Below are 20,664 nucleotides of genomic sequence, written 5' to 3'. Positions count from 1 at the left end.
CCATGGCTGTATCAACCACCATGCAGGCAGTGCCTGCCGCTGAAGAAAAGATTGATCCGAGAAAAGCTCTGGCCTTTCTGGCCATGGTCTTCGGTATGTTTATGGCCATTCTGGACATCCAGATTGTGTCGGCCTCGCTGGCTGAAATTCAGGCGGGACTGGGTGCCAGTTCTGATGAGATCTCATGGGTGCAGACCTCCTATCTGATTGCTGAAGTGGTGATGATCCCGCTTTCCGGCTTCCTTGGTCGTCTGCTGTCTACCCGAGTGCTGTTTACTGTTTCGGCGGCGGGTTTTACCGCTGCCAGCGTGCTCTGTGCGACCGCGACCAATATTGAGCAGATGATCGTTTACCGCGCTATTCAGGGTTTTATCGGCGGCGGTATGATCCCGAGTGTGTTCGCGGCGGCTTTTACAATTTTCCCGCCGTCCAAGCGTTCCATCGTCTCTCCGATTGTCGGGCTGGTGGCAACACTGGCGCCGACTGTGGGGCCGACAATCGGCGGTTATCTTTCACACGCTTTTTCATGGCACTGGCTGTTTCTGGTCAATGTCGGCCCCGGCATTCTGGTGGCAATTGCTGCATGGAATCTGATTGATTTCGACAAGGGTGATAAATCCCTGCTGGCCAAATTCGACTGGTGGGGACTGGCTGGTATGGCGGCATTTCTCGGCTCGCTGGAATATGTGCTGGAAGAGGGGCCACGCAATGACTGGTTTCAGGACAGCCATATTGTGATTATGACCATTGTGCTCGTTGCCGGTGCGCTGATGTTCTTTTACAGGGCATTCACTGCGGAAGAGCCGATTGTTGATCTCTCGGCCTTCAGGAATATGAACTTTGCGCTTGGTTCCAGCTTCTCATTCATTATGGGGGTAGGGCTTTACGGGCTGACTTATCTCTATCCGCTCTATCTTGGCAGTATCCGCGGTTATGATGCGCTGATGATCGGTGAGGCTCTGTTTGTCAGTGGTCTGGCGATGTTTATGACAGCGCCACTGGCAGGTTTTCTCTCCACACGGATGGATCCGCGCCTGATGATGATGATCGGCTTTATCGGCTTTGCCGCCGGTACCTATCTGATGACGGGGCTGACAGCGGACTGGGACTTCTACGAATTGCTATTGCCGCAGATTCTGCGTGGTTGCTCGATGATGCTGTGTATGGTGCCGATCAACAATCTGGCGCTTGGTACATTGCATCCATCCCATATTAAAAACGCCTCCGGCCTGTTTAATCTGATGCGCAATCTGGGTGGTGCGATTGGTCTGGCGGTGATTAATACGATGCTGATGCGGCGCGGTGATCTGCATTATGCGCAATTGTCGGAGCATCTGAACTGGGGCAATCGCGAAGCACAGGAAATGCTGGCCAATCTGACTGCGAAATTTAATGCGGCGGGTATGGATGGTGCCAATATTGCATTGATGAAACTGTCCGGCATGGTGCGTCAGCAGGCAACGCTGATGTCTTTCATCGACGTGTTTATGATCCTGACAGTGTTGTTTGTCTCACTGGCATTTTTTGCGACGATGATGAAAAAGCCCGGCGATGTGCCGAAAGACGCAGCAGGTCATTAAGACGTATCAGTTCAAATAAAAACGGCGGGATTTCCCGCCGTTTTTATTTGATTATTCTGCCGCTTGTATTTTCGGGGATGACCGCCCGCTGTCCTGACGCATCAGATAGAGTGATGCGCCGACAATCAGCAGGGCACCCGGCCAGAAATTGATGCTTGGAGTAGCCGCAAAAACGATCCAGCCGAGAATAACATTCAGCGGCAGTTTCAGATCGTCAAAAGGCTGCAGATAGACAGCATCTGCCACGGAATAGGCGGCGATCTGGAAATATTGCGCCATGGCGGTCAGTACACCAATGGTGAGCAGGATTGACCAGATTTCCATGGATGGCGATGCGATCTCCGGAAAACCGACACCTGATGCAGCCCAGAGTGCGCCGTTAATCGGTGTGAGCAGAATCAGCATATACATGGAGATACTGGCTGTTGTTTCAAAACGGGTCAGATATTTGGTCATCACCGAATAGCCTGCCCACAGTGCCGCCGCGAGAATTGGCAGCAGGGAATAGACTGTATAGGTGTCAGACCATGGAGCAATGATAATTAATGCGCCGATGAAACCTGCCAGAGTGGTGAGCAGGCGTGTCTGTGTTACAGCCTCGCGCAGGAACAATCTTGCACAGAGAATAACAAAAAACGGCGAGGTCATGGACAGTGCAATCACCTGCCAGATCGGCACATGGGTGAGGGCGAAAATCCACACCTGCACACCGGCGGCAGCCAGTGCGACACGAATAATATGCAGGCCGAGATGATTGGTGCGCAGTGCCCGCGCGCCTTCGCGGATCAGCAGCGGTAAGGTCAGTACAAGGGCGATGACATATTGCCAGAAAGCAATAATAACCGAAGGGATACCGGTGCGTATGCCCGCCCATTGGGTGGCGACATTGACGCCCGCATAAGCCGCTCCGGCTGCCAGCATGAGTGCTGCACCGCGGACGGTTGGTTTTAATGTTTGAACAGAGGCAATTGGGCTCAACGTTTTTCTTCCTGTCTCGTAAGCCGTTACCCCAGGGATTGGGAAATGCTACGGGAAGAAAATTACACAATGGCGGCAAAAATCACCGCGTATGATGCCATTTCAGCCCCGCTCTCTCTCATCCGGACTATGACCGTCGGCTTCGGAATTGCACCGAATCTGCTGACCTTAACCGACATATTTTGTCTCTGACGGCTTGCAAATGTCGTTTTTCTACGCTTTCCGGTGCTCATGTACTCAAAGTACACTCCGCTCCGGTTCTCGAAAAACACCATTTTCAGCACGCCATAACCAAAATCTGAGCCTGCAAGATGATGATATACATCATGCCGGCATCATTCGATTAAGCGCTCGCGGGCTTCAGACTTCCGCCTGTTACCGCCGGTGGGGAATTACACCCCGCCCTGAGAACGATTAAAATTATTATCAGCAAAGCGCCGGACAGTTCCGGTTCCTGCTGCATGTGCCGAATTTATGGTGCGGGCAGGGATAAATCAAGTCGCATAACCGGCAACGCTGTGTCCTGAAAACACTGTTTAATATCGTGCGATATATCAGGCGAAAAATAATGTGAAAATGACGGTCATTGACCCGTGTTTCAGTCTTTTGTCACCTGCGAAATCACTTTTAAAAGACTTCATCATGCGCTTATGCAGTTAAATCTGCTGCTTTGAATCGCATTATGACTGTTATTTCAGTGATTTTGCATGCCTTTTGTGTCATTTCCGGCAAATGTTCGGGTGGAAGCCTGCGCTTTTTTGGCGGAGACATAGAGGCAGGGAGCAGAGCAGCATGTATTACGATAAAGTACAAAAAAATAAAATCACGCAAAAACCGTGGTTTTTGGGCGCATTCGCCCTTGTTACCTTCATTTTTATAGTCTGGAAGAACTGGCATCTGACAGGCGCAGCCGATGCTGCCGCTACGGGTTTGGCCGGATTATTGCAAACATCGGGCGGCATAATTGCGGTTGCAGCCGTCACTTCGCTGGTTCTGACGCTGATTATCAACCTTGTCGGTAAATTGCCGATGCAGATACAGACGATTGTTGTCTGGCTGGCATTGCTCTCTGCGGCTCTGTATTTCTTCTACAGCTTTGATCTGTCTTATACTTTCATCCTGTCGAAGCTGCCGTTTCTGATTACGCAGGGCGTATTCACCACCGTTTATATCTCGGCGATTTCCATTGCGATTGCTTTTGTGCTGGCGATTATCGGTGCGGTTGCCAAACTCTCGCAAAATGGTTTTGCGGTTGCTATCGCCTCATTTTACACGTCATTTTTCCGCGGCGTGCCGCTGTTGATCCAGATCTATCTGATTTATCTGGGTATTCCGCAGCTTGGCTATGTGATTGATGCGGTTCCTGCCGGTGTGCTTGCTCTGTCGCTCTGCTACGGCGCTTATATGACCGAGATTTTTCGCGGCGGGATCATGTCCATTCCGCGTGGTCAGTGGGAAGCTGCCCGTGCCCTTGGTCTGCGTCCGTTCACCACTATGCGCAAAGTAATCATGCCGCAGGCGATGAAACTGATTATTCCTCCGACAGGAAACCAGTTCATTGCGATGCTGAAAGACTCATCACTTGTCTCGGTGATTGGTGTCTGGGAGCTGATGTTCCTTGCCCGTACGCAGGGTCGTGAAGAATTCCGCCATCTGGAAATGCTGATCACTGCTGCTCTGCTGTACTGGATTTTGTCGATTATTCTCGAACGCTGTCAGGCAGTGCTGGAAAACCGCATGAAGCGTCAGGAACGCTGATGAATACGGACGGTCAGCCGTTCTGACCACAACTATCTATTGTTGTTCGCATAGCGTTTATTCCGGTGAGGTTACTCGAATAGCACTATGCTCTGGGGAGGAAACCATATGAAGAATGCAATTTTATCTGCTGCCGTTGCAGCACTGGCACTGACTGTCAGCCTGCCTGCTTTTGCCGGTGAAACGCTGGATCGCGTGACCAGCAAAAAAGAACTGGTTGTGGCAACTGCCGCGAACTGGCCGCCGCAGTCTTTCATGAAAGACGACAAGCTGGTGGGTTTCGACATTGATGTTGCAACCGAAGTTGCCAAGCGTCTGGGTGCGACTGCCCGTTTTGTGACACCGGAATGGGGCATTATCACTGCCGGTCACTGGAATGGCCGCTGGGATATTTCTGTAGGTTCCATGACCCCGACATCAGGCCGCGCCCGCGTGCTCGATTTCCCGATTGTTTATTATTACACGCCTTATGTTTTCACCGTGCATAAGGATTCCAAGGCTGAAAAGCGTGCGGACCTGAACGGCAAGACTATTGGTGTTGAAGGCGGCACAACCACCGAAGATTATATCAATGGCAGCCTGAAGATTGATGCCGTTGGTGTGCCTGAATTCAAATATGACGTGAAGCCGGGCGATATTAAAACCTATGGCGACAGCGTAGGTCCGCTGGATGATCTGCGTCTTGGTGACGGCACCCGTCTTGATGCGACAGTCTCCGCTATGCCAACCGTGGAAAATGCGGTGAAGCGCGGCTATCCGATCCGTGCACTGGCTGATGAGCCGGCATTCTACGAGCCGCTGGCTGTTGCCGTTGACAAGGGTGATCCTGAATTTTCAGCTAAGGTTAAAGAGATCTTTGAACAGCTGAAAACAGACGGCACAATGTCTGATTTGTCCGTAAAATGGTACGGCGTGGATTATACCAAGCTTAAATAGTCAGTCTGTTTGTGCATGCCGGTTTCTGGACTTCCCCCGTAGTCAGAAACCGGTATTGTCTTTTACAAACTGAAACGTATTTTCTGTAAGAAGCAGTATCATTATGAGTTCATATCCGGCTACCTATTACAGCGCCACCCGCGTTGCTTCATCTTCTGCCTATGAAAGCTTGCAGCAAAATTTGCAGGCCGATGTTTGTATTGTCGGCGGCGGACTTGCCGGTTTGACAACCGCATGGGAATTGCTGAAACGCAATAAATCCGTGATCGTGATTGAAGCGAATAAAGTGAGCTGGGGTGCGTCGGGGCGCAATGGCGGCTTCTGTCTGAACGGCTGGGCTGAAGGCTTGGGCGCGATTGAAAAACGCAGCGGCTTTGAGGATGCAAAAAAGCTGTTTGCCATGTCGGTTGAAGGCGTGGAAATTGTCCGTGAGAATATTGAGCAGAATAATCTGCCCGATTGCAATATTGTCAAAGGCAAGCTCAGCGTTGTGCGCTATGAGGCTGCGGACCAGATGCAGCGCTATCGTGATCGTATGGCGCAGCATTTCAATTATGAATATGAATATCTCGACACTGCAGCTGTTCGTCAGAAGCTGAATACGCCGATCTATAAACAGGCATTGCGTGACAGTACCGGCTTTCATTTCCACCCACTGAATTATGCACTGGGTCTGGCGGATCTGATCCGCGCCAAAGGCGGCCGGATTTTTGAAGACAGTGTGATGCAGTCCTTCACCCGTAACCCACAGGCCGGTGCCACAGGGCGTTATACGGTGAAAACCGCACAGGGTTCTGTGCAATGCGATGATGTGGTGTTGTGCTGCGGTGGTTATGGCGGTTCTCAGTTCGGCAAGCTGCGCCGTTCATTCCTGCCGATCGCCACTTATGTTGTGCTGACTGAAAAACTGGGCAATCGCTTGCAGGATTTCATCCGCACCACAGATGCGGTCGGGGATGACCGTCGCTCATCCGATTATTATCGCGTGGTCGAAGGGGATCGCATTCTCTGGGGCGGGCGCATTACCACTAAGAATGAGCAGGATGAGACACGTCTCGCTGCAATTTTGCGCAAGGATATGTGCGATGTGTTTGCCGGTCTGAAAGATGTGAAAATCGAAAAGGCATGGTCGGGTCTGATGGGTTATTCGCGCCATAAAATGCCTCACATTGCCAAAGTTGAAGATGGTGTGTGGGCATGCAGTTCTTTCGGCGGTCACGGTATGAATACGACTGCTATCGGCGGACGTGTTGTGGCTGAAGCTGTGAGTGGCGAAAGCGACCGTATCCGTCTGTTCAAACCTTATGGTCTGACTTGGAATGGCGGTATTTTCGGCCCGCTGGCTGCTGAAAGCGTCTACTATTATCTGCGCCTGATGGATTACTTTCAGGAAGGTCGCTATAAGGGCGCGCATCGTTAAGACACGGAATGACCACTATGCAAATGACCGATAAGGATAAGCAGTTACTGGCGTTGATGCAGAAAAACGCCCGTGAATCTGTGGCGTCTCTGGCGCGCCAGCTTGGCGTATCCCGCACGGCTTTGCAGGAGCGTATCCAGCGGCTGGAAACCAACGGGATTATTGACGGTTATTCGGTGCGTCTCGGTTCGAATGTGAACCGCTCACCGATCCAGTGCTTTACCTTTGCTGCACTGAACAACAAGAATTTTCCTGACGTTATCAAACAGCTGAAAACACTGACAGCGGTACAGGCTGTACATTCGATCTCCGGTGACTGGGATCTGATTATTCATATCTGCACGGATACGCTGGAAAAGCTTAATGCCGAGATCAACAAGATCAATGAAATGATGGGCATTGTCCGCACAACATCGAATATTGTGATGGAAACCAAATTCAATCGTGGCGTAAATTTGTAAAAGAAAGGCGGGAAGACCCGCCTTTTTTATTTGCAGATTTAATGACTGATCATCCACGGGCGGGCGGAAGGAAAACTCTTCGCGCCGCTTGCCGAGACTTTTGCCTTGGATTTCTTGGATTTTGATCCGCAGCAACCGCAATTCGGCCCGTGTCCTAATGACTTTGAGCTGATCGGTTCATGAGAACTGCGTTCATTCACCGCCATTGCAGTGCGCTTATTTGCATTCATTGATGCAAGATTGGGCGCTGTCAGCATGACGCGTTTGGCAGACGTCTCACAGTCCGGACAGGCGCAGGGCTGATCATATTCCGACATCGGACGCAGAGCTGTGAATGGCCCGCATTCTTCGCAGGCATATTCATAAACCGGCATGTTTCACCTCAAAGATCATAGGCAATCGGCATATCAACGGAGCCGTCGAGGAACTTCTTCGGTCCTGCTGCCGACGGGCTGATATCGAAATCGAAGATTTCGGTTGGCAGCCACAGGGTTGCACAGGAGTTCGGAATATCCACCACGCCGGAGAAATGTCCCTGCACCGGAGCCGACCCTAGAATCGAATAGGCCTGCGCACCGGAATAGCCAAATTTCTTCAGATATTCGATGGCATTGAGGCAAGCCTGACGATAAGCGACATTGGCATCGAGATAATGCTGATGACCCTGTTCATCGACAGAAATACCCTGAAAGATCAGATAGTCTTTATAATTCGGCACCATCGGCGATGGTTTGAAGACCGGATTGCGAATGCCGTATTTTGCCATACCGTCTTTGATCAAATCGACTTTGATATGCAGCCAGCCGCCGGCCATTTCGATGGCACCGCAGAAGGTGATTTCGCCGTCGCCCTGACTGAAGTGGAGGTCGCCCATAGAGAGACCGGCACCGTCAACATAGACAGGGAAATAGATTTTTGAACCGCGCGACAGGTCTTTAATATCGCAATTGCCGCCATGTTCGCGTGGCGGAACAGTGCGTGCGCCTTCTGCTGCGATCTTGTCGAAGGTTTCACCCTTCTTGATCGAGCCAAGATGAGCTGTGCGGGCGTGTGGCGGATTCGCCAGTGGCGGGACGCGGTTTGGCTCTTGAGCGATCAGACCAAGCTCACGGGTGTTCCACATTTCCAGCATTTTACGGTCAGGCAGCGTACCGATCAGACCCGGATGGATCATACCGGCAAAGCTGACGCCCGGAACGTGGCGGGAGCGGGTAAACATGCCCTCATAATGCCAGATGGATTTCTGGGCGCTCGGGAAATGGTCGGTCAGGAAACCACCGCCATTGGTCTTGGAGAAGAAGCCGTTAAAGCCCCATTCATGCCCCTTGAGTGTTCCGGCATCGAGAATATCGACCACGAGAAGATCGCCGGGTTTGGCACCTTTGATACCGATCGGGCCGGAGAGAAAATGCACCGTTGTCAGATCGACATCGCGGATATCTTCCGCGGAATCATTGTTCTTGATCGCACCGCCGGTCCAGTCGACAGTCTCGACAAGAAAGTCATCACCGGGATCAACCCAGACATTGATCGGAATATCCGGATGCCAGCGATTATGCAGGTTCTCATTGTCATAAGCGGACTGTGAAAGATCAACGGAAATCAGAGTCTCAGGCATGGTCTCTCCTCTTTACACACACCATTTCCGGACTGTTTTGAGCCGGAACTGCGATTGTCTTGTGCATCTGATAAGGAAAGCAAAAGGCCGGATTATTATTTATATGTCTCTGGTTTTATTCAGATATTGGTTTGATGGCCGATGCTGAAATATCAGAAGCAAGGAAAGCCTATTTTGTCAGCAGGGTGAAGTAAAGCGGGGTGCCATGAGGCATTTTTACCTGTTGGTATAATAAATTAAAAAAATCCCGCCGCTTTTGTTGAAGTGGCGGGATTTTTATTCATGCAATGTACCATTTGGCGGATAATTTTTGCAGTGCCTCATAGGCTGAGAGCACCGTTTCCATTTGCGCCGTATGGCCGCGAATGAAATCTTCGCCGTAAATGGTTTCGTCCGGATATTCGGTGATCAGCGTCAGCGGTACCGTATGACGATCATCAACACCGATCAGGCAAGGGAAGCCGTTGATGATACGGAAGCCGGTTTCGCCTGCATGTTTTTCAAACAAGGCGATCTGCGCATTATTGTATTCCACCAGACCATCAATGGCTGAGAGATGGCGGGTGACATGGTCAACCAGCTCTTCGGATTGCTGCGCCCAGTCAGAGTGATGGCGGACGATGAGGAAAAAGCCCTTCGGCAGTGTCCACATGCCAAAGCCACGCGGAATATAACCGGAAAGCGGGCGCGTCCATTCATGGGACGGATAGCCATGCAGATTCACGTGAAGCTTGGCACCGGTCAGCGCTTCGGCCTGTGTGCGGATGGCCTTTTCCCAGAGTTTCTCGCCGCTCCGATATTCGAGATCATCGCCCATTGCGGTGTAACGCGCTGCATGGTGCATATGTTTCGGATTATCAGCGCAAAGGCGACGATGCAGTTCATAGCCGTCAGGATTTTCCTGCGGCGAAATGGTGAAATGCGCGCCTTTACGGGATTTCAGCTCGTGGGCTGCACGCAAGGCACCGACCACGCCGGTGGTTTCATTGGCATGCTGACCGCCGCTGATAATCATCGGCTCATCAGTGCCTTTGATATAGCGGCCAAGAACGCTGCGGCCGGAACGGGATTTGGCCTCAAAAGCCTCACCGCCGATATGTTCCAGTTCCTGTGCGATCTGCGCTGCAAACAGCGGTGCCTGTGCGATGGCAAGCGTCTGGCTTTCGCCGGTGCTGTCTTTGGTCGATAAAGCGCGGGCAGTGATGCGGATTGAAGGTGCAGCATCTGCATAGATGATTTCCGGTACAATCTGTCCTGGCTGCAAACCACGGTCGCCGAGCGGGCGGCCGGATTTTTTCTGAAATACTTCCAGTAGTGCAAAGTAAAAATCTTCGTGCAGTGCTTCTGTCAGGCTGATTGCTTCTTCCGCGTGAGTTAGCTTCTGATCTGTGATTGGTAGCGAGACAGCAATATTCAGCTCTTCAAAATAAGGCTCTGTATCGCCCCATGCATGATTGGCCGCAGCAGCAATACCGGCATGGAACAGCTGTTCAAAATCTGTCTCAAAGCGCTCGGATGTGGTTGTGCCTTGATGCGTGACTTTCAGCCAGCCGGTCGGCGACAATAAGGTTTCGCCAACCGCATCCTGATGGATGCGGTTTGGTGCGAAAACCGCGTGCTGCGTAACGGTGCCGTTTTTATCTGTCAGTGTAACCTGATAGGTGAAATCCTGTTTGCCTGATGGCTTGAAATCCACCTCTGCATCGCCAACAAGTTTGCTCAGCGGATAGGTTTCCAGCAAAAAGCGGTTTGGTGCGCAGGCCTCATGGGCAGGATAGGCGATGCTGATGTGCTTGAGATTGCTGCAGTCCACATCTTCAAGAAAGAAATGCACTAGCGGCTTATAGGCACTGTGCAGCTTGGCTTTAACACCAAGTGCCTGCAATTTTGCTTCCGCAGCTTTGCGGCTTTGCAGATCACCGAACAGCCATGCCTCAACCGTTGCGCCTTTCATTGACGCATCGGAAAAGCGGGCAACAAGTGCATCGAGGCTGCGCTCAAAGCTTTTTTCAAAGATCATGCTCATCGTGATGTTCTCCCTGTCGGATCAAGGCTGTCACGCAGCCAGTCGCCCAGAAGATTAAGACCAAGCACTGTCAGCAAAATTGCCAAGCCTGGGAAAACACTGACCCACCATGCGGTTTGCAAGTAAGTACGGCCATCGGCTAGCATACCGCCCCAGCTCGGAATGGTCGGATCAACACCAAGCCCCAAGAACGTCAGGCTGGATTCCAGCAGAATATTATTGGCAACATTCAGCGTCATCAGCACGATCACCGGACCAAGCAGGTTCGGCAGCAGATGCTGGAAAATAATGCGCCAGTCTTTCACGCCGATTGCACGTGCGGAGAGGATGAACTCACGCTCACGCAGTGCCAGTACCGAACCGCGCACCAGACGGGCATATTGCACCCATTGGGAAACGATCAGCAGGATGATGGTGTTCATCAGGCCGCCACCGACAATGGCGATAAAGGTAATGGCCAGCAGGATGAATGGCAATGCGAGCTGCACATCGGCAAAGCGCATCACCACCATATCCCAGAAACCGCGATAGTAACCGGCAATCAGACCCATGATAACGCCGACAACCACGGCACCGGCAACTGAGACAAAGCCGACCAGCAGCGAGATTTTACCGCCGGTGACTACGCGTGCCAGCACATCGCGGCCGAGCGGATCGGTGCCGAAAATATGGGACATATTGGTGAATGGCGGCGTAAGACGCGCCATCAGATCGATCTTGTCCGCACCGCCGGGAAACAACAGGCCGGAGAACAGCACGGCAAGACAGATAATGGCTGTCAGGCCGACACCGAGGATAAATTCAAGGCTGAACAGGCGGGAGAACAGCAGGGAAGAGGAAGTTTTCGCGGCCATTTTCTACTCCGTCCGGATACGCGGATCGACAAGACCATAGGCAATATCGACCAGAAGATTGACACCGATAATCATGAGCGACAGCACGGTGATGCTTGCCTGCAGAACCGGATAATCACGACCGGAAACCGCATCGAAAGCCAGTGTGCCCATGCCGGGCCAGTTGAACACGCGCTCAACCACCACAATACCGCCGAGCAACCCGCCGAATTGCAGTCCGAAATAGGTAATCAGCGGAATGGCGCAATTGCGCAGTGCATGTTTGTACAGCACTTTGTTTTCGCTCAGGCCCTTGGCGCGTGCCACCATAATATATTGGGACTGCAAGGTCTCAAGCATCGATGTGCGCACCAGACGCACATTGGTGGCGGTGAGGATAATCCCCATTGTCACAGCAGGCATGATAAAGCTGGCAAAACCATCCATACCGCTTGGCGGCAGCCATTGCAGACCAACGGCAAACAGCAGCACCAGCATGGTTGCGAGCCAGAAGTTAGGGAAAGACAGACCGACAAGCGACAGGATGCGGATCAGCTGATCTGCCCATTTGCCGCGTGATACCGCTGCTTTAATACCGAGCGGGATCGAAATAATGATGGATACGGCCATGGATGCAAAAGCCAGCAGCAAAGTGGCAGGCAGGGCATCTTTAATCAGCAGGGAAACCGGAGTGCCGCCAAGGAAGCTGCGCCCGAAATCCAGCGTGAACAGGCCTTTGATGAAATTCATATATTGCACGATGAAAGGCTGGTTCAGACCCAGACCTTCACGGATGCGCTCCAGATCGGCCTCGGTTACGCTGCCTGCACCTTGGGTGAGCATCAGCGCCGGATCACCGGTCATACGGATTGCGAAAGCGACGGTCAAAGTCACGACAATGACGACAAAGATCGCCTGTAAAATTCGTTTGATCAGAAATCCGGCCAAAATTCTTATCCTTTATAAGATCAAGGAATTACCGCGCCGATGAAAGAACCGGCGCGGTTGATGCTGTATTAGTCAACGCTGACTTCGGTGAGGCGCAGACGGCTGTCCGGTGCCGGTACGAAATCTTTCACGCGCTTGTTGATGCCGTAAATCGCTTTGAGATTGTAAAGCGGCATTTCCAATGCGCGGTCGGCGGCGTATTTCGCGATTTCCTTGAGGATTTCTTCACGCTTGGCACGATCGGTAATGGCGCGCTGGGATTCCAGCAGCTCATTCATTTTCGCATCATTGTCATACGGGTTCCACTTTTCACCGGCGTGATACATGGAATAAGCGGTGTTATCGTAATCGAATGTCCAGCCGCCCCATGATTGCTGGAACATCGCGCCGGTTTTACCCTGCGGGATGATGTCATTCAGCAATACGTTGGTTTCATATGGCTTGATGGTCGCATTGATGCCGATGATCTGCAGATAGCTGGAAACAGCCTGCACAACTTCGTTGAAAGTTGCGTCATTACCGCGAATGTCGATCTGCACGGCTGCACCCGGTTTAACACCGGCTTCTGCCAGAAGTTTCTTCGCGCCTTCCGGATCGTATGGCAGTGGCTTCATTTCGGCATCATAACCGAAGGAAAGCGCACCCTGAAGGCTGGCAATCGGTTCAGCCTGACCACCAAGAATGGACTTGATAATGGTATCGCGGTCAACACCGAGGATCAGCGCCTTACGTACGCGCTCATCGGCGGTAATACCGTCGCGGGTATTGTAACGCAGCGAATAAACGGTCGGACCGGCAGTGGTGACGATCGCCAGATTAGGATCAGCTTCAATGGTCGGGATCATACCGATTGGAATTGTCGGCGGGATCACCAGATCAACGCGGCCTGCCTGCAATTCAGCAACGGCTGTCGAAGGCTCGGTGATGAAGCGGTATTCCAGCTCTGAAAGCTTTGGTGCGCCGCCCCAATGGTCAGCAAAAGCTTCCATCTGGATGCCGACTTTTGGCTTGTAGCTGGTGACTTTGAACGGGCCGGTGCCGACAGGATTGGCATTGAAGAAATCATCGCCTTTTTCCTGAATGTATTTTGGTGGCACGATCATCGCGCCGTAACCGGCGAGCTTGGTCATCAGAACCGGATCGGTCGCTTTCAGGTGGAAATCGACAGTTTTGTCGTCGATGACTTCGATTTTTTCAATCGCAACATAGTTCGAGCGCTGCGGGCCTTTGGCACCTTCATCACCGAGCAGACGCTCAAAGGTGAATTTGACAGCTTCCGCATTGAAAGGCTCGCCATTGTGGAATTTTACATTCTCACGCAGGTTGAAGCGGATACGCTTGCCTTCGTCCAGCTCTTCCCACGAGGTTGCGAGCGCCGGTACGATTTTCAGATCAGGGCCGCGATAGACCAGACCGTCATAAATATTGGTGGCAACAGATGCCCAGTTGACCAGAAATGTGTCAATCGGGTCCCAGCTGCCCGGATCCTGCGGTGAGGATACAGTCATTTTACCGGCTGCGAATGCCGGTGCGGATGACAGGGCAACAGCAGATAATGCTGTGCCGACAGTCAGTGCTGTGAATAATGCTTTAAGCTTCATAATCTCGACTCCCCTTTTGTAAACAATGAAACAGATGTTAGATTTTATGCGCTGCGGGCAATGAAATGCCCTTTGGCGATTTCTTCATGCTGCCAGATCTGCGGCTTGTCCTCGATCCGGCGTGTTGTGCTCGGAATTTCGCCTTCCAGCATTGCGCGGTTGGTACGCGCCAGCGGATCGGCGACAGGAACGGCAGAGAGCAGGCGGCGTGTATAATCATGGGACGGTGTTTCAAACACCTGACGGCGCGAGCCTAATTCCATGATCTGACCGAGATAAAGCACGGCCACGCGGTGGCTCATTTTCTCAACCACAGCCATATCGTGGCTGATGAAGAGATAAGCGAGGCCATGTTCTTTCTGCAGGTCCATAAACAGATTGATGATCTGTGCCTGAATGGAAACGTCTAGCGCGGACAGGGCTTCATCGGCGATAATCAGCTTCGGATTGGAAGCAAGCGCGCGGGCGATACAAACACGCTGGCGCTGGCCGCCGGAAAACTCATGCGGATAGCGTCCGGCAACGGCTGAACTCAGACCCACGCGTTCCAGTAATTCGTCAACGCGCTTGGTGATTGCAGCTTCATCAAGGATAAGGCCGTGGGTGCGGATCGGCTCGGCAATCGAGAAGCGGATGGTCTTGCGCGGGTCAAGCGAGGCAAACGGATCCTGAAAAATATACTGCACTTCCTGACGCATGCGGAAACGCTCTGCCGAACTCATTTCTGAGAAGGCTTTGCCGTTAAAGCGCATGTCGCCGGAAAGCGGGTTCTGCAATTGTTGAATTGTGCGGCCGATGGTGGATTTGCCGGAGCCGGATTCGCCAACCAGTGCCAGTGTTTCGCCCGGATGAATGTCAAAACTGACCTGCGATACCGCATTGCACACATGGGTGGTGCGGCCGAACAGGTTCTTCTTGATATTAAAGCGCACGGACAGATCACGCACCGACAAAAGCGGTGCTTCATCGAGACGGGCTGTGTCCTGAATACGGGTTTCACCGACCAGAACCGGCTTATTATCTTCCAGAATTGTGACCGGCATGCGTTTCGGGAAATCTTCACCGGCCATGCTGCCGAGTTTCGGCACGGCTGACAGCAGCACTTTGGTATAAGGATGCTGCGGATTGGCGAAAATATCGCTGACCGCGCCTTCCTCAACCTTTTTACCCTTCCACATCACCACCACATCATCGGCCATTTCCGCGACAACGCCCATATCATGGGTGATGAAGATCACGGCCATCTCCAGCTCTTTCTGGAGGTCGCGGATAATATGCAGAATTTGCGCCTGAATGGTTACGTCGAGCGCTGTGGTCGGCTCGTCGGCAATCAGCAGTTTAGGACGACAGGCCAGTGCCATTGCAATCATCACGCGCTGGCGCATACCGCCGGAAAGCTGATGCGGGAAACGGCTGAGCATGCCCTGCGCATCCGGCAGACGCACCATTTCCAGCAGGCGCTGGCCTTCTTTCAAGGCGGCTTTCTTACTCATTTTTTCATGAAGCATCAGCACTTCGGCAATCTGGTCACCAATGGTGAAAACCGGATTGAGCGAGGTCATCGGCTCTTGAAAAATCATGGCAATTTCTTTGCCGCGAATGCCGCGCATGGTTTTCTGTTCGGCTTCGAGCAGGTTCATCTGTCCCTGTGAGCCGGTAAACAGGATTTTGCCCTCAGGGAATTTTGCACCCAGCATATCTGCCAGACGCATCACTGACAGAGAGGTAATGGATTTACCGGAACCTGACTCGCCGACAATCGCCGTTGTGCGGCCGGAACGAACGGAAAAGCTCAATCCGTCCACCACGCGGGCGGTGCCGAACTCTACCGAGAGATCTTTGACTTCCAGCAGAGGCTGGGTTTCAGCTGTTTGGCGAAGCTGTGCGTCGTTCACTCCGGTCATCCTTATAGTGTAATGGCAGAACGGGCTGCCTGATTAAATGCACCCGACATAAAGCGCAGCAGAGCCGCCACTTCCGACAGGGTTTCTTCCGAAGGGCGGGCATTGGCAGTGGAATCCACGAGCAGACGCTCACGGATTTGCGCATAGCGCGCACAGGCTTCAGCACCTTTATCGGTAATACGGACGGTCTTTTCTTTTGCGGCCTTGCCGGTGGTCAGCAAGCCGGCATTTTCCAGCTTGCGTAGAGCGTAAGTCGCAATATGCGTGTCTTCAATATCCAGAACCAGACAAATATCAGCCAGCTTCTTTTCACGACCGCGATGGCGGATCGAATGCAGGATCAGAATTTCAATCGGGGAAAGGCCGGGCAAACCTGCAGCAGCCATGCAACGTACCATCCAGCGGGAGAATGCATGGGACGCGAGAATCAAACCATATTCCACTTCGGATAAAGCGGTGGAGCCGCCTTCTGCCAGATGTGCGGAAGAGACAATAGGGCCGATGGAAGGGACAGGGCGCAAATGCTTAGGCAGGCTGACCTCGGCCATAAATGACTCGTCATTATGATCCGCCGGTGGCGGCGATTTTTTCCTGCTCATATTGCCAGTCTCCCAATCCTGTGTATTTTATGTCACCATCTTATCGACATTTTGTCAATAAAATGAAACTATGTTTTCCAATAAACATTCAGCGTAACGGCATAATTTTGTGAGGGAGCCGATAATGAGCGCAGCGACACAAGAGATTTCAGGGGCTTGGGACTTCTGGATTGATCGTGGCGGCACATTTACGGATGTTATCGGTCGTGACCCGCAGGGCGTGCTCCACGCCCGCAAAGTGCTGTCAGAGAATCCTTCTGCCTATAAAGATGCTGCCGTTCAGGGTATCCGCCTGCATCTGGGGTTGAAAACCGGTAAGCCGGTGCCAACCGGTGCAATCGGTGAAGTGCGCATGGGCACAACCGTTGCCACCAATGCACTGCTTGAGCGCAAGGGTGAAAAGCTGGCGCTGGTGACCACCAAAGGTTTCCGTGATGCGCTGCGTATTGGCTATCAGGAACGCAAGAATATTTTTGCGACGGAAATCATCAAGCCGGAAGCGCTTTATGACCGCGTTGTTGAGATTGATGAGCGTGTGCTGGCCGATGGCAGCACTGAATTGCCGCTTGATCTGGCTCAGGCAGAAACTGCGCTGCGTGCTCTGAAAGCTGAGGGCTATAATGCCGTCGCTATCGTCTTCATGCATGCCTATAAATTCCCTGCTCACGAAGCCGCTGTGGCCAAAATCGCCCGTGAGATCGGCATTGAGCAGGTCTCCGTCAGCCATGAAGTTTCGCCGCTGATCAAGCTGGTTGGCCGTGGTGATACCACCGTTGTTGATGCCTATCTGTCGCCGGTTTTGCGCCGTTATGTGGCGCAGGTTTCCCGCGAGCTGGACGTAGAGCGCACCGGTGCGCGCGTGATGTTTATGATGTCCTCCGGTGGTCTGACGGCTGCTGATATGTTTCAAGGGAAAGACGCGATTCTCTCCGGCCCTGCAGGTGGGGTTGTCGGTCTGGCACGTACCGGTGAAACCGCTGGTTTTGGTCAGGTTATCGGCTTTGATATGGGCGGTACATCAACGGATGTGGCGCATTTCGACGGCGAATATGAGCGCGCTTTTGAAACCGAAGTGGCTGGTGTGCGCGTTCGCGCGCCGATGATGCTGATCCACACGGTTGCTGCGGGCGGCGGTTCCATCCTGCATTTTGACGCTGGTCGTTTCCGCGTTGGTCCTGATTCTGCCGGTGCCAATCCGGGGCCTGCCTGTTACCGCAATGGCGGTCCCTTGGCTGTCACCGATGCCAATGTGATGCTTGGCAAACTGATTCCGGATTATTTCCCTTCGATTTTCGGACCAAAGCAGAATCAGCCACTGGATGTGGAACGTGTTCGTGCGCTGTTTACGCAGATGGCTGATGAAATCGGCGATGACCGCTCACCGGAAAGCGTGGCAGACGGTTTCATCCGTATTGCCGTTGCCAATATGGTTGAAGCGATCAAGAAAATCTCCGTACAGCGCGGTTATGATGTGACCCGTTATGCACTCAGCTGCTTTGGCGGTGCCGGTGGTCAGCACGCCTGTCTGGTGGCCGATGCTCTGGGCATGAAGAATATTCTGCTGCATCCGATGTCCGGTCTGTTGTCTGCCTATGGTATGGGCTTGGCGGATATCCGCGCGACGCGCCAGAAGGCGCTGGGTGTTGATCTTGATGCGGATGCGCCAGCAGAATTGCAGCGACTTGGTGCAGAACTGGCCACTGAGTGTGTGGCTGAACTCACCGCACAGGGCGTGGAAGAGCAGGTTATTACCAAGCATCTGCGTGCACATATCCGTTATGCGGGCACCGATACTGTGCTTTCCGTTGAGGCAACTTATCCGGCTGTTGATGCGGCTCAGCGCCTGCGTGCTGAATTTGAAGCAGCGCATAAGCGTCGTTTTGGTTTCATTGCGGAAAATAAAGCGCTGGTCATTGATGCTGTTGAACTCGAAACCGTCGGCGGTGGAGCCGGTGAGGGCGAGGCAGCAGGCAATATTGGTGAAGCATCTGAAGCGCAGGCTGACCGTCAGACACGCTTCTATTCACAAGGTGCGTTCCATGATGCAGCTGTTGTGGTGCGTGAAACCATGCAGCGTGGCCAGACCGTAACCGGTCCTGCAATTATTATTGAGAAGAACCAGACCATCATCATTGAAGATGGCTGGCAGGCACGCCTGACCGAGCATGATCATGTGGTACTAACCCGCATTAAAGCGCTGCCGAAACGCGTGGCAATCGGCACAGAAGCTGATCCGGTCATGCTGGAGATTTTCAACAATCTGTTCATGTCAATTGCGGAACAGATGGGCGTGACGCTGCAGAACACCGCTTATTCAGTGAATATTAAAGAGCGCCTCGATTTCTCCTGCGCGGTCTTTGATGCGACAGGCAATCTGGTTGCCAATGCGCCGCATATGCCGGTGCATCTCGGCTCGATGGATGCCTCTGTTGCCACAGCTATCCGTGAAAATCCGGTGATCAAACCGGGCGATGTTTTCCTGATTAATGCGCCTTATAATGGCGGTACGCATTTGCCGGATCTGACCGTGTGTACGCCGGTCTTCGATGATGAACAGACAGAAATCCGCTTCTGGGTTGCCAGCCGTGGTCACCATGCTGATATCGGTGGTATTGCACCGGGTTCGATGTCACCGCTGGCGGTGAATATTGAGCAGGAAGGTGTCTATATCGACAATTTCAAACTGGTCGATCAGGGGCAGTTCCGTGAAGAGGCACTGGGTAATCTACTCAACGGTGCCAAATATCCGGTGCGTAACCTCACGCAGAACGTCAACGATTTGAAAGCGCAGATTGCCGCCAATGAAAAAGGCGTCGCAGAACTGCGCAAGATGATTGTGCATTTCGGTGAGGATGTTGTGAAAGCCTATATGGGGCATGTGCAGGATAATGCAGCGGAAAGCGTGCGCCGTGTACTGGATCAATTGCCGGATGGTCAGTTCACCTATGAGCTTGATCAGGGTAGCAAGATTGAAGTGAAGGTAACGATTGACCGTGTGAAGCGTGAAGCGACGGTTGATTTCACCGGTACGTCTGAACAGCGTCCGGACAATTTCAATGCCCCGCAGCCGGTTACCCGTGCCGCCGTGCTTTACGTCTTCCGCGTGCTGGTGGATGGCGATATTCCGATGAATGCCGGTTGTCTGCGCCCGATCAAAATCATCGTGCCGGAAGGCTCGATGCTGTCACCGCATTATCCGGCCGCTGTTGTGGCGGGCAATGTGGAAGTCAGTCAGGCTGTGACCAACTGTCTGTTCGGTGCGACCAAGGCCATGGCTGCGGCACAGGGTACGATGAACAATCTGACCTTCGGTAATAATGAATATCAGTATTACGAAACCATCTGCTCCGGTGCGCCGGCAGGGCCTGGTTTCAATGGTGCCGATGCTGTGCATACCCATATGACCAATTCACGCCTGACCGATCCGGAAATTCTGGAAACCCGTTTCCCTGTGATGCTGGAAGATTTCCATATCCGTGAAAATTCCGGCGGTCGCGGCAAGTGGACAGCGGGTAATGGTACACACCGTACCATCCGTGCTCTGGAAGAACTGGAATTTGCGATTCTCTCCGGCCATCGCCGCGTACGGCCGTTTGGTCTGGAAGGCGGTGAGGACGGCCAGCTGGGACGCAATGAAGTCCGCCGTCAGGACGGTGCTGTCGAAGTGCTGAAAGGCTGCGATCAGGTAGTTCTGAAAGCCGGTGAGGCTTTCACCATCATCACACCGACCGGTGGCGGCTACGGCAAGAACTGAACTTTGACATAAGTGCGAAATGAACAAAGCCCTTTGCCTGAAACGCAGAGGGCTTTGTTATAAATGCCACAGGTCATCCAGAAAACTTATTATTTCATACGTTAATTCTGTTTTTACCATGTTGTTGTCATAGATGTGGGTTCTCAGGTTTCAGACTTGCTGAATGAAAAACGCAGCCTCCCGCGTTCAGTAAATCAGAAAAGATAAATGAATGAAGTGAAAGATCCCGTGACTGTTCTTAAGCCTGA

At 52.6% G+C, this 20,664-nt stretch carries 15 protein-coding genes and 1 riboswitch; of the genes, 6 read left to right on the top strand and 9 right to left on the bottom strand.

Going from position 1 to position 20,664, the window contains the following annotated elements:
- The first annotated feature begins 2 nt into the window (after window positions 1–2).
- The gene (locus K1X45_RS06515) at window positions 3–1,580 is read left to right on the top strand and encodes a DHA2 family efflux MFS transporter permease subunit (RefSeq protein ID WP_220160162.1); all 1,578 of its coding nucleotides are present in this window, start codon (window positions 3–5) and stop codon (window positions 1,578–1,580) included.
- Window positions 1,581–1,631: 51 nt separating this feature from the next.
- Here K1X45_RS06515 and K1X45_RS06510 read toward each other — a convergent pair whose 3' ends face one another.
- A complete protein-coding gene (locus tag K1X45_RS06510; RefSeq protein WP_255560786.1) occupies window positions 1,632–2,558 on the bottom strand; it encodes a DMT family transporter in 927 nt (308 codons plus the stop codon).
- Window positions 2,559–2,664: 106 nt separating this feature from the next.
- A riboswitch (FMN riboswitch) is annotated at window positions 2,665–2,974 on the bottom strand.
- A 376-nt stretch (window positions 2,975–3,350) separates the two neighbouring features.
- Here K1X45_RS06510 and K1X45_RS06505 point away from each other — a divergent pair.
- The 4 genes from K1X45_RS06505 (at window position 3,351) to K1X45_RS06490 (ending at window position 7,133) form a co-directional block, all read left to right on the top strand.
- Window positions 3,351–4,316 carry an amino acid ABC transporter permease gene (locus tag K1X45_RS06505; protein ID WP_220160160.1) on the top strand — a complete coding sequence of 322 codons (966 nt, stop codon included), beginning with the start codon at window positions 3,351–3,353 and terminating at the stop codon, window positions 4,314–4,316.
- 108 nt (window positions 4,317–4,424) lie between these two features.
- Window positions 4,425–5,252: a transporter substrate-binding domain-containing protein gene (locus K1X45_RS06500; protein ID WP_022712548.1), complete on the top strand. Its 828-nt coding sequence runs from the start codon at window positions 4,425–4,427 to the stop codon at window positions 5,250–5,252.
- Between the two features lie 103 nt (window positions 5,253–5,355).
- Entirely contained in the window at window positions 5,356–6,672 is a 1,317-nt protein-coding gene (locus tag K1X45_RS06495; protein WP_220160159.1) for an FAD-binding oxidoreductase, read from the top strand.
- Window positions 6,673–6,689: 17 nt separating this feature from the next.
- Window positions 6,690–7,133 (top strand): Lrp/AsnC family transcriptional regulator, encoded by a 444-nt coding sequence (locus K1X45_RS06490; protein ID WP_022712550.1) that lies wholly within the window; start codon window positions 6,690–6,692, stop codon window positions 7,131–7,133.
- Between the two features lie 38 nt (window positions 7,134–7,171).
- On the opposite strand, the gene K1X45_RS06485 is transcribed toward K1X45_RS06490, so the two are convergent.
- The 8 genes from K1X45_RS06485 to K1X45_RS06450 all read right to left on the bottom strand — a co-directional run bounded on the left by K1X45_RS06485 (window position 7,172) and on the right by K1X45_RS06450 (window position 16,662).
- Window positions 7,172–7,507 (bottom strand): zinc ribbon domain-containing protein, encoded by a 336-nt coding sequence (locus K1X45_RS06485; RefSeq protein ID WP_121993028.1) that lies wholly within the window; start codon window positions 7,505–7,507, stop codon window positions 7,172–7,174.
- An 8-nt stretch (window positions 7,508–7,515) separates the two neighbouring features.
- A complete protein-coding gene (fmdA, locus tag K1X45_RS06480; RefSeq protein ID WP_220160158.1) occupies window positions 7,516–8,751 on the bottom strand; it encodes a formamidase in 1,236 nt (411 codons plus the stop codon).
- Window positions 8,752–9,031: 280 nt separating this feature from the next.
- A complete protein-coding gene (locus K1X45_RS06475; RefSeq protein WP_220160157.1) occupies window positions 9,032–10,777 on the bottom strand; it encodes a M14 family metallopeptidase in 1,746 nt (581 codons plus the stop codon).
- Entirely contained in the window at window positions 10,774–11,631 is an 858-nt protein-coding gene (locus K1X45_RS06470) for an ABC transporter permease (protein ID WP_022712554.1), read from the bottom strand. The genes K1X45_RS06475 and K1X45_RS06470 overlap by 4 nt, the downstream gene beginning before the upstream one ends.
- A 3-nt stretch (window positions 11,632–11,634) precedes the next feature.
- Window positions 11,635–12,558: an ABC transporter permease gene (locus K1X45_RS06465; RefSeq protein ID WP_075657004.1), complete on the bottom strand. Its 924-nt coding sequence runs from the start codon at window positions 12,556–12,558 to the stop codon at window positions 11,635–11,637.
- 68 nt (window positions 12,559–12,626) lie between these two features.
- Window positions 12,627–14,159, bottom strand: a complete 1,533-nt coding sequence (locus K1X45_RS06460; protein WP_220160156.1) for an ABC transporter substrate-binding protein — start codon at window positions 14,157–14,159, stop codon at window positions 12,627–12,629.
- Between the two features lie 44 nt (window positions 14,160–14,203).
- Complete coding sequence (locus tag K1X45_RS06455) at window positions 14,204–16,054, bottom strand: ABC transporter ATP-binding protein (RefSeq protein WP_255560783.1); 1,851 nt, start codon at window positions 16,052–16,054, stop codon at window positions 14,204–14,206.
- Window positions 16,055–16,065: 11 nt separating this feature from the next.
- Window positions 16,066–16,662 (bottom strand): winged helix DNA-binding protein, encoded by a 597-nt coding sequence (locus K1X45_RS06450; RefSeq protein ID WP_022712558.1) that lies wholly within the window; start codon window positions 16,660–16,662, stop codon window positions 16,066–16,068.
- Between the two features lie 124 nt (window positions 16,663–16,786).
- Between K1X45_RS06450 and K1X45_RS06445 the strand changes: the two genes are divergently transcribed.
- Entirely contained in the window at window positions 16,787–20,416 is a 3,630-nt protein-coding gene (locus tag K1X45_RS06445; RefSeq protein WP_220160154.1) for a hydantoinase B/oxoprolinase family protein, read from the top strand.
- Window positions 20,417–20,664 lie beyond the last annotated feature (248 nt).

This window comes from Pseudochrobactrum sp. Wa41.01b-1 (assembly GCF_019464455.1).
In the GTDB taxonomy this organism is placed as follows: Bacteria; Pseudomonadota; Alphaproteobacteria; order Rhizobiales; family Rhizobiaceae; genus Pseudochrobactrum; species Pseudochrobactrum saccharolyticum.
Note: the sequence above shows the minus strand (reverse complement) of the source record. Positions and strands in the feature narration are given on the sequence as shown.

What these genes read in the sequence shown, in the direction of transcription:
- K1X45_RS06515 (WP_220160162.1), top strand. Translation starts at nt 3, where the DNA reads ATGGCTGTATCAACCACCATGCAGGCAGTGCCTGCCGCTGAAGAAAAG.
- K1X45_RS06505 (WP_220160160.1), top strand. Translation starts at nt 3,351, where the DNA reads ATGTATTACGATAAAGTACAAAAAAATAAAATCACGCAAAAACCGTGG.
- K1X45_RS06500 (WP_022712548.1), top strand. Translation starts at nt 4,425, where the DNA reads ATGAAGAATGCAATTTTATCTGCTGCCGTTGCAGCACTGGCACTGACT.
- K1X45_RS06495 (WP_220160159.1), top strand. Translation starts at nt 5,356, where the DNA reads ATGAGTTCATATCCGGCTACCTATTACAGCGCCACCCGCGTTGCTTCA.
- K1X45_RS06490 (WP_022712550.1), top strand. Translation starts at nt 6,690, where the DNA reads ATGCAAATGACCGATAAGGATAAGCAGTTACTGGCGTTGATGCAGAAA.
- K1X45_RS06485 (WP_121993028.1), bottom strand. Translation starts at nt 7,507, where the DNA reads ATGCCGGTTTATGAATATGCCTGCGAAGAATGCGGGCCATTCACAGCT.
- fmdA (WP_220160158.1), bottom strand. Translation starts at nt 8,751, where the DNA reads ATGCCTGAGACTCTGATTTCCGTTGATCTTTCACAGTCCGCTTATGAC.
- K1X45_RS06475 (WP_220160157.1), bottom strand. Translation starts at nt 10,777, where the DNA reads ATGAGCATGATCTTTGAAAAAAGCTTTGAGCGCAGCCTCGATGCACTT.
- K1X45_RS06470 (WP_022712554.1), bottom strand. Translation starts at nt 11,631, where the DNA reads ATGGCCGCGAAAACTTCCTCTTCCCTGCTGTTCTCCCGCCTGTTCAGC.
- K1X45_RS06460 (WP_220160156.1), bottom strand. Translation starts at nt 14,159, where the DNA reads ATGAAGCTTAAAGCATTATTCACAGCACTGACTGTCGGCACAGCATTA.
- K1X45_RS06450 (WP_022712558.1), bottom strand. Translation starts at nt 16,662, where the DNA reads ATGAGCAGGAAAAAATCGCCGCCACCGGCGGATCATAATGACGAGTCA.
- K1X45_RS06445 (WP_220160154.1), top strand. Translation starts at nt 16,787, where the DNA reads ATGAGCGCAGCGACACAAGAGATTTCAGGGGCTTGGGACTTCTGGATT.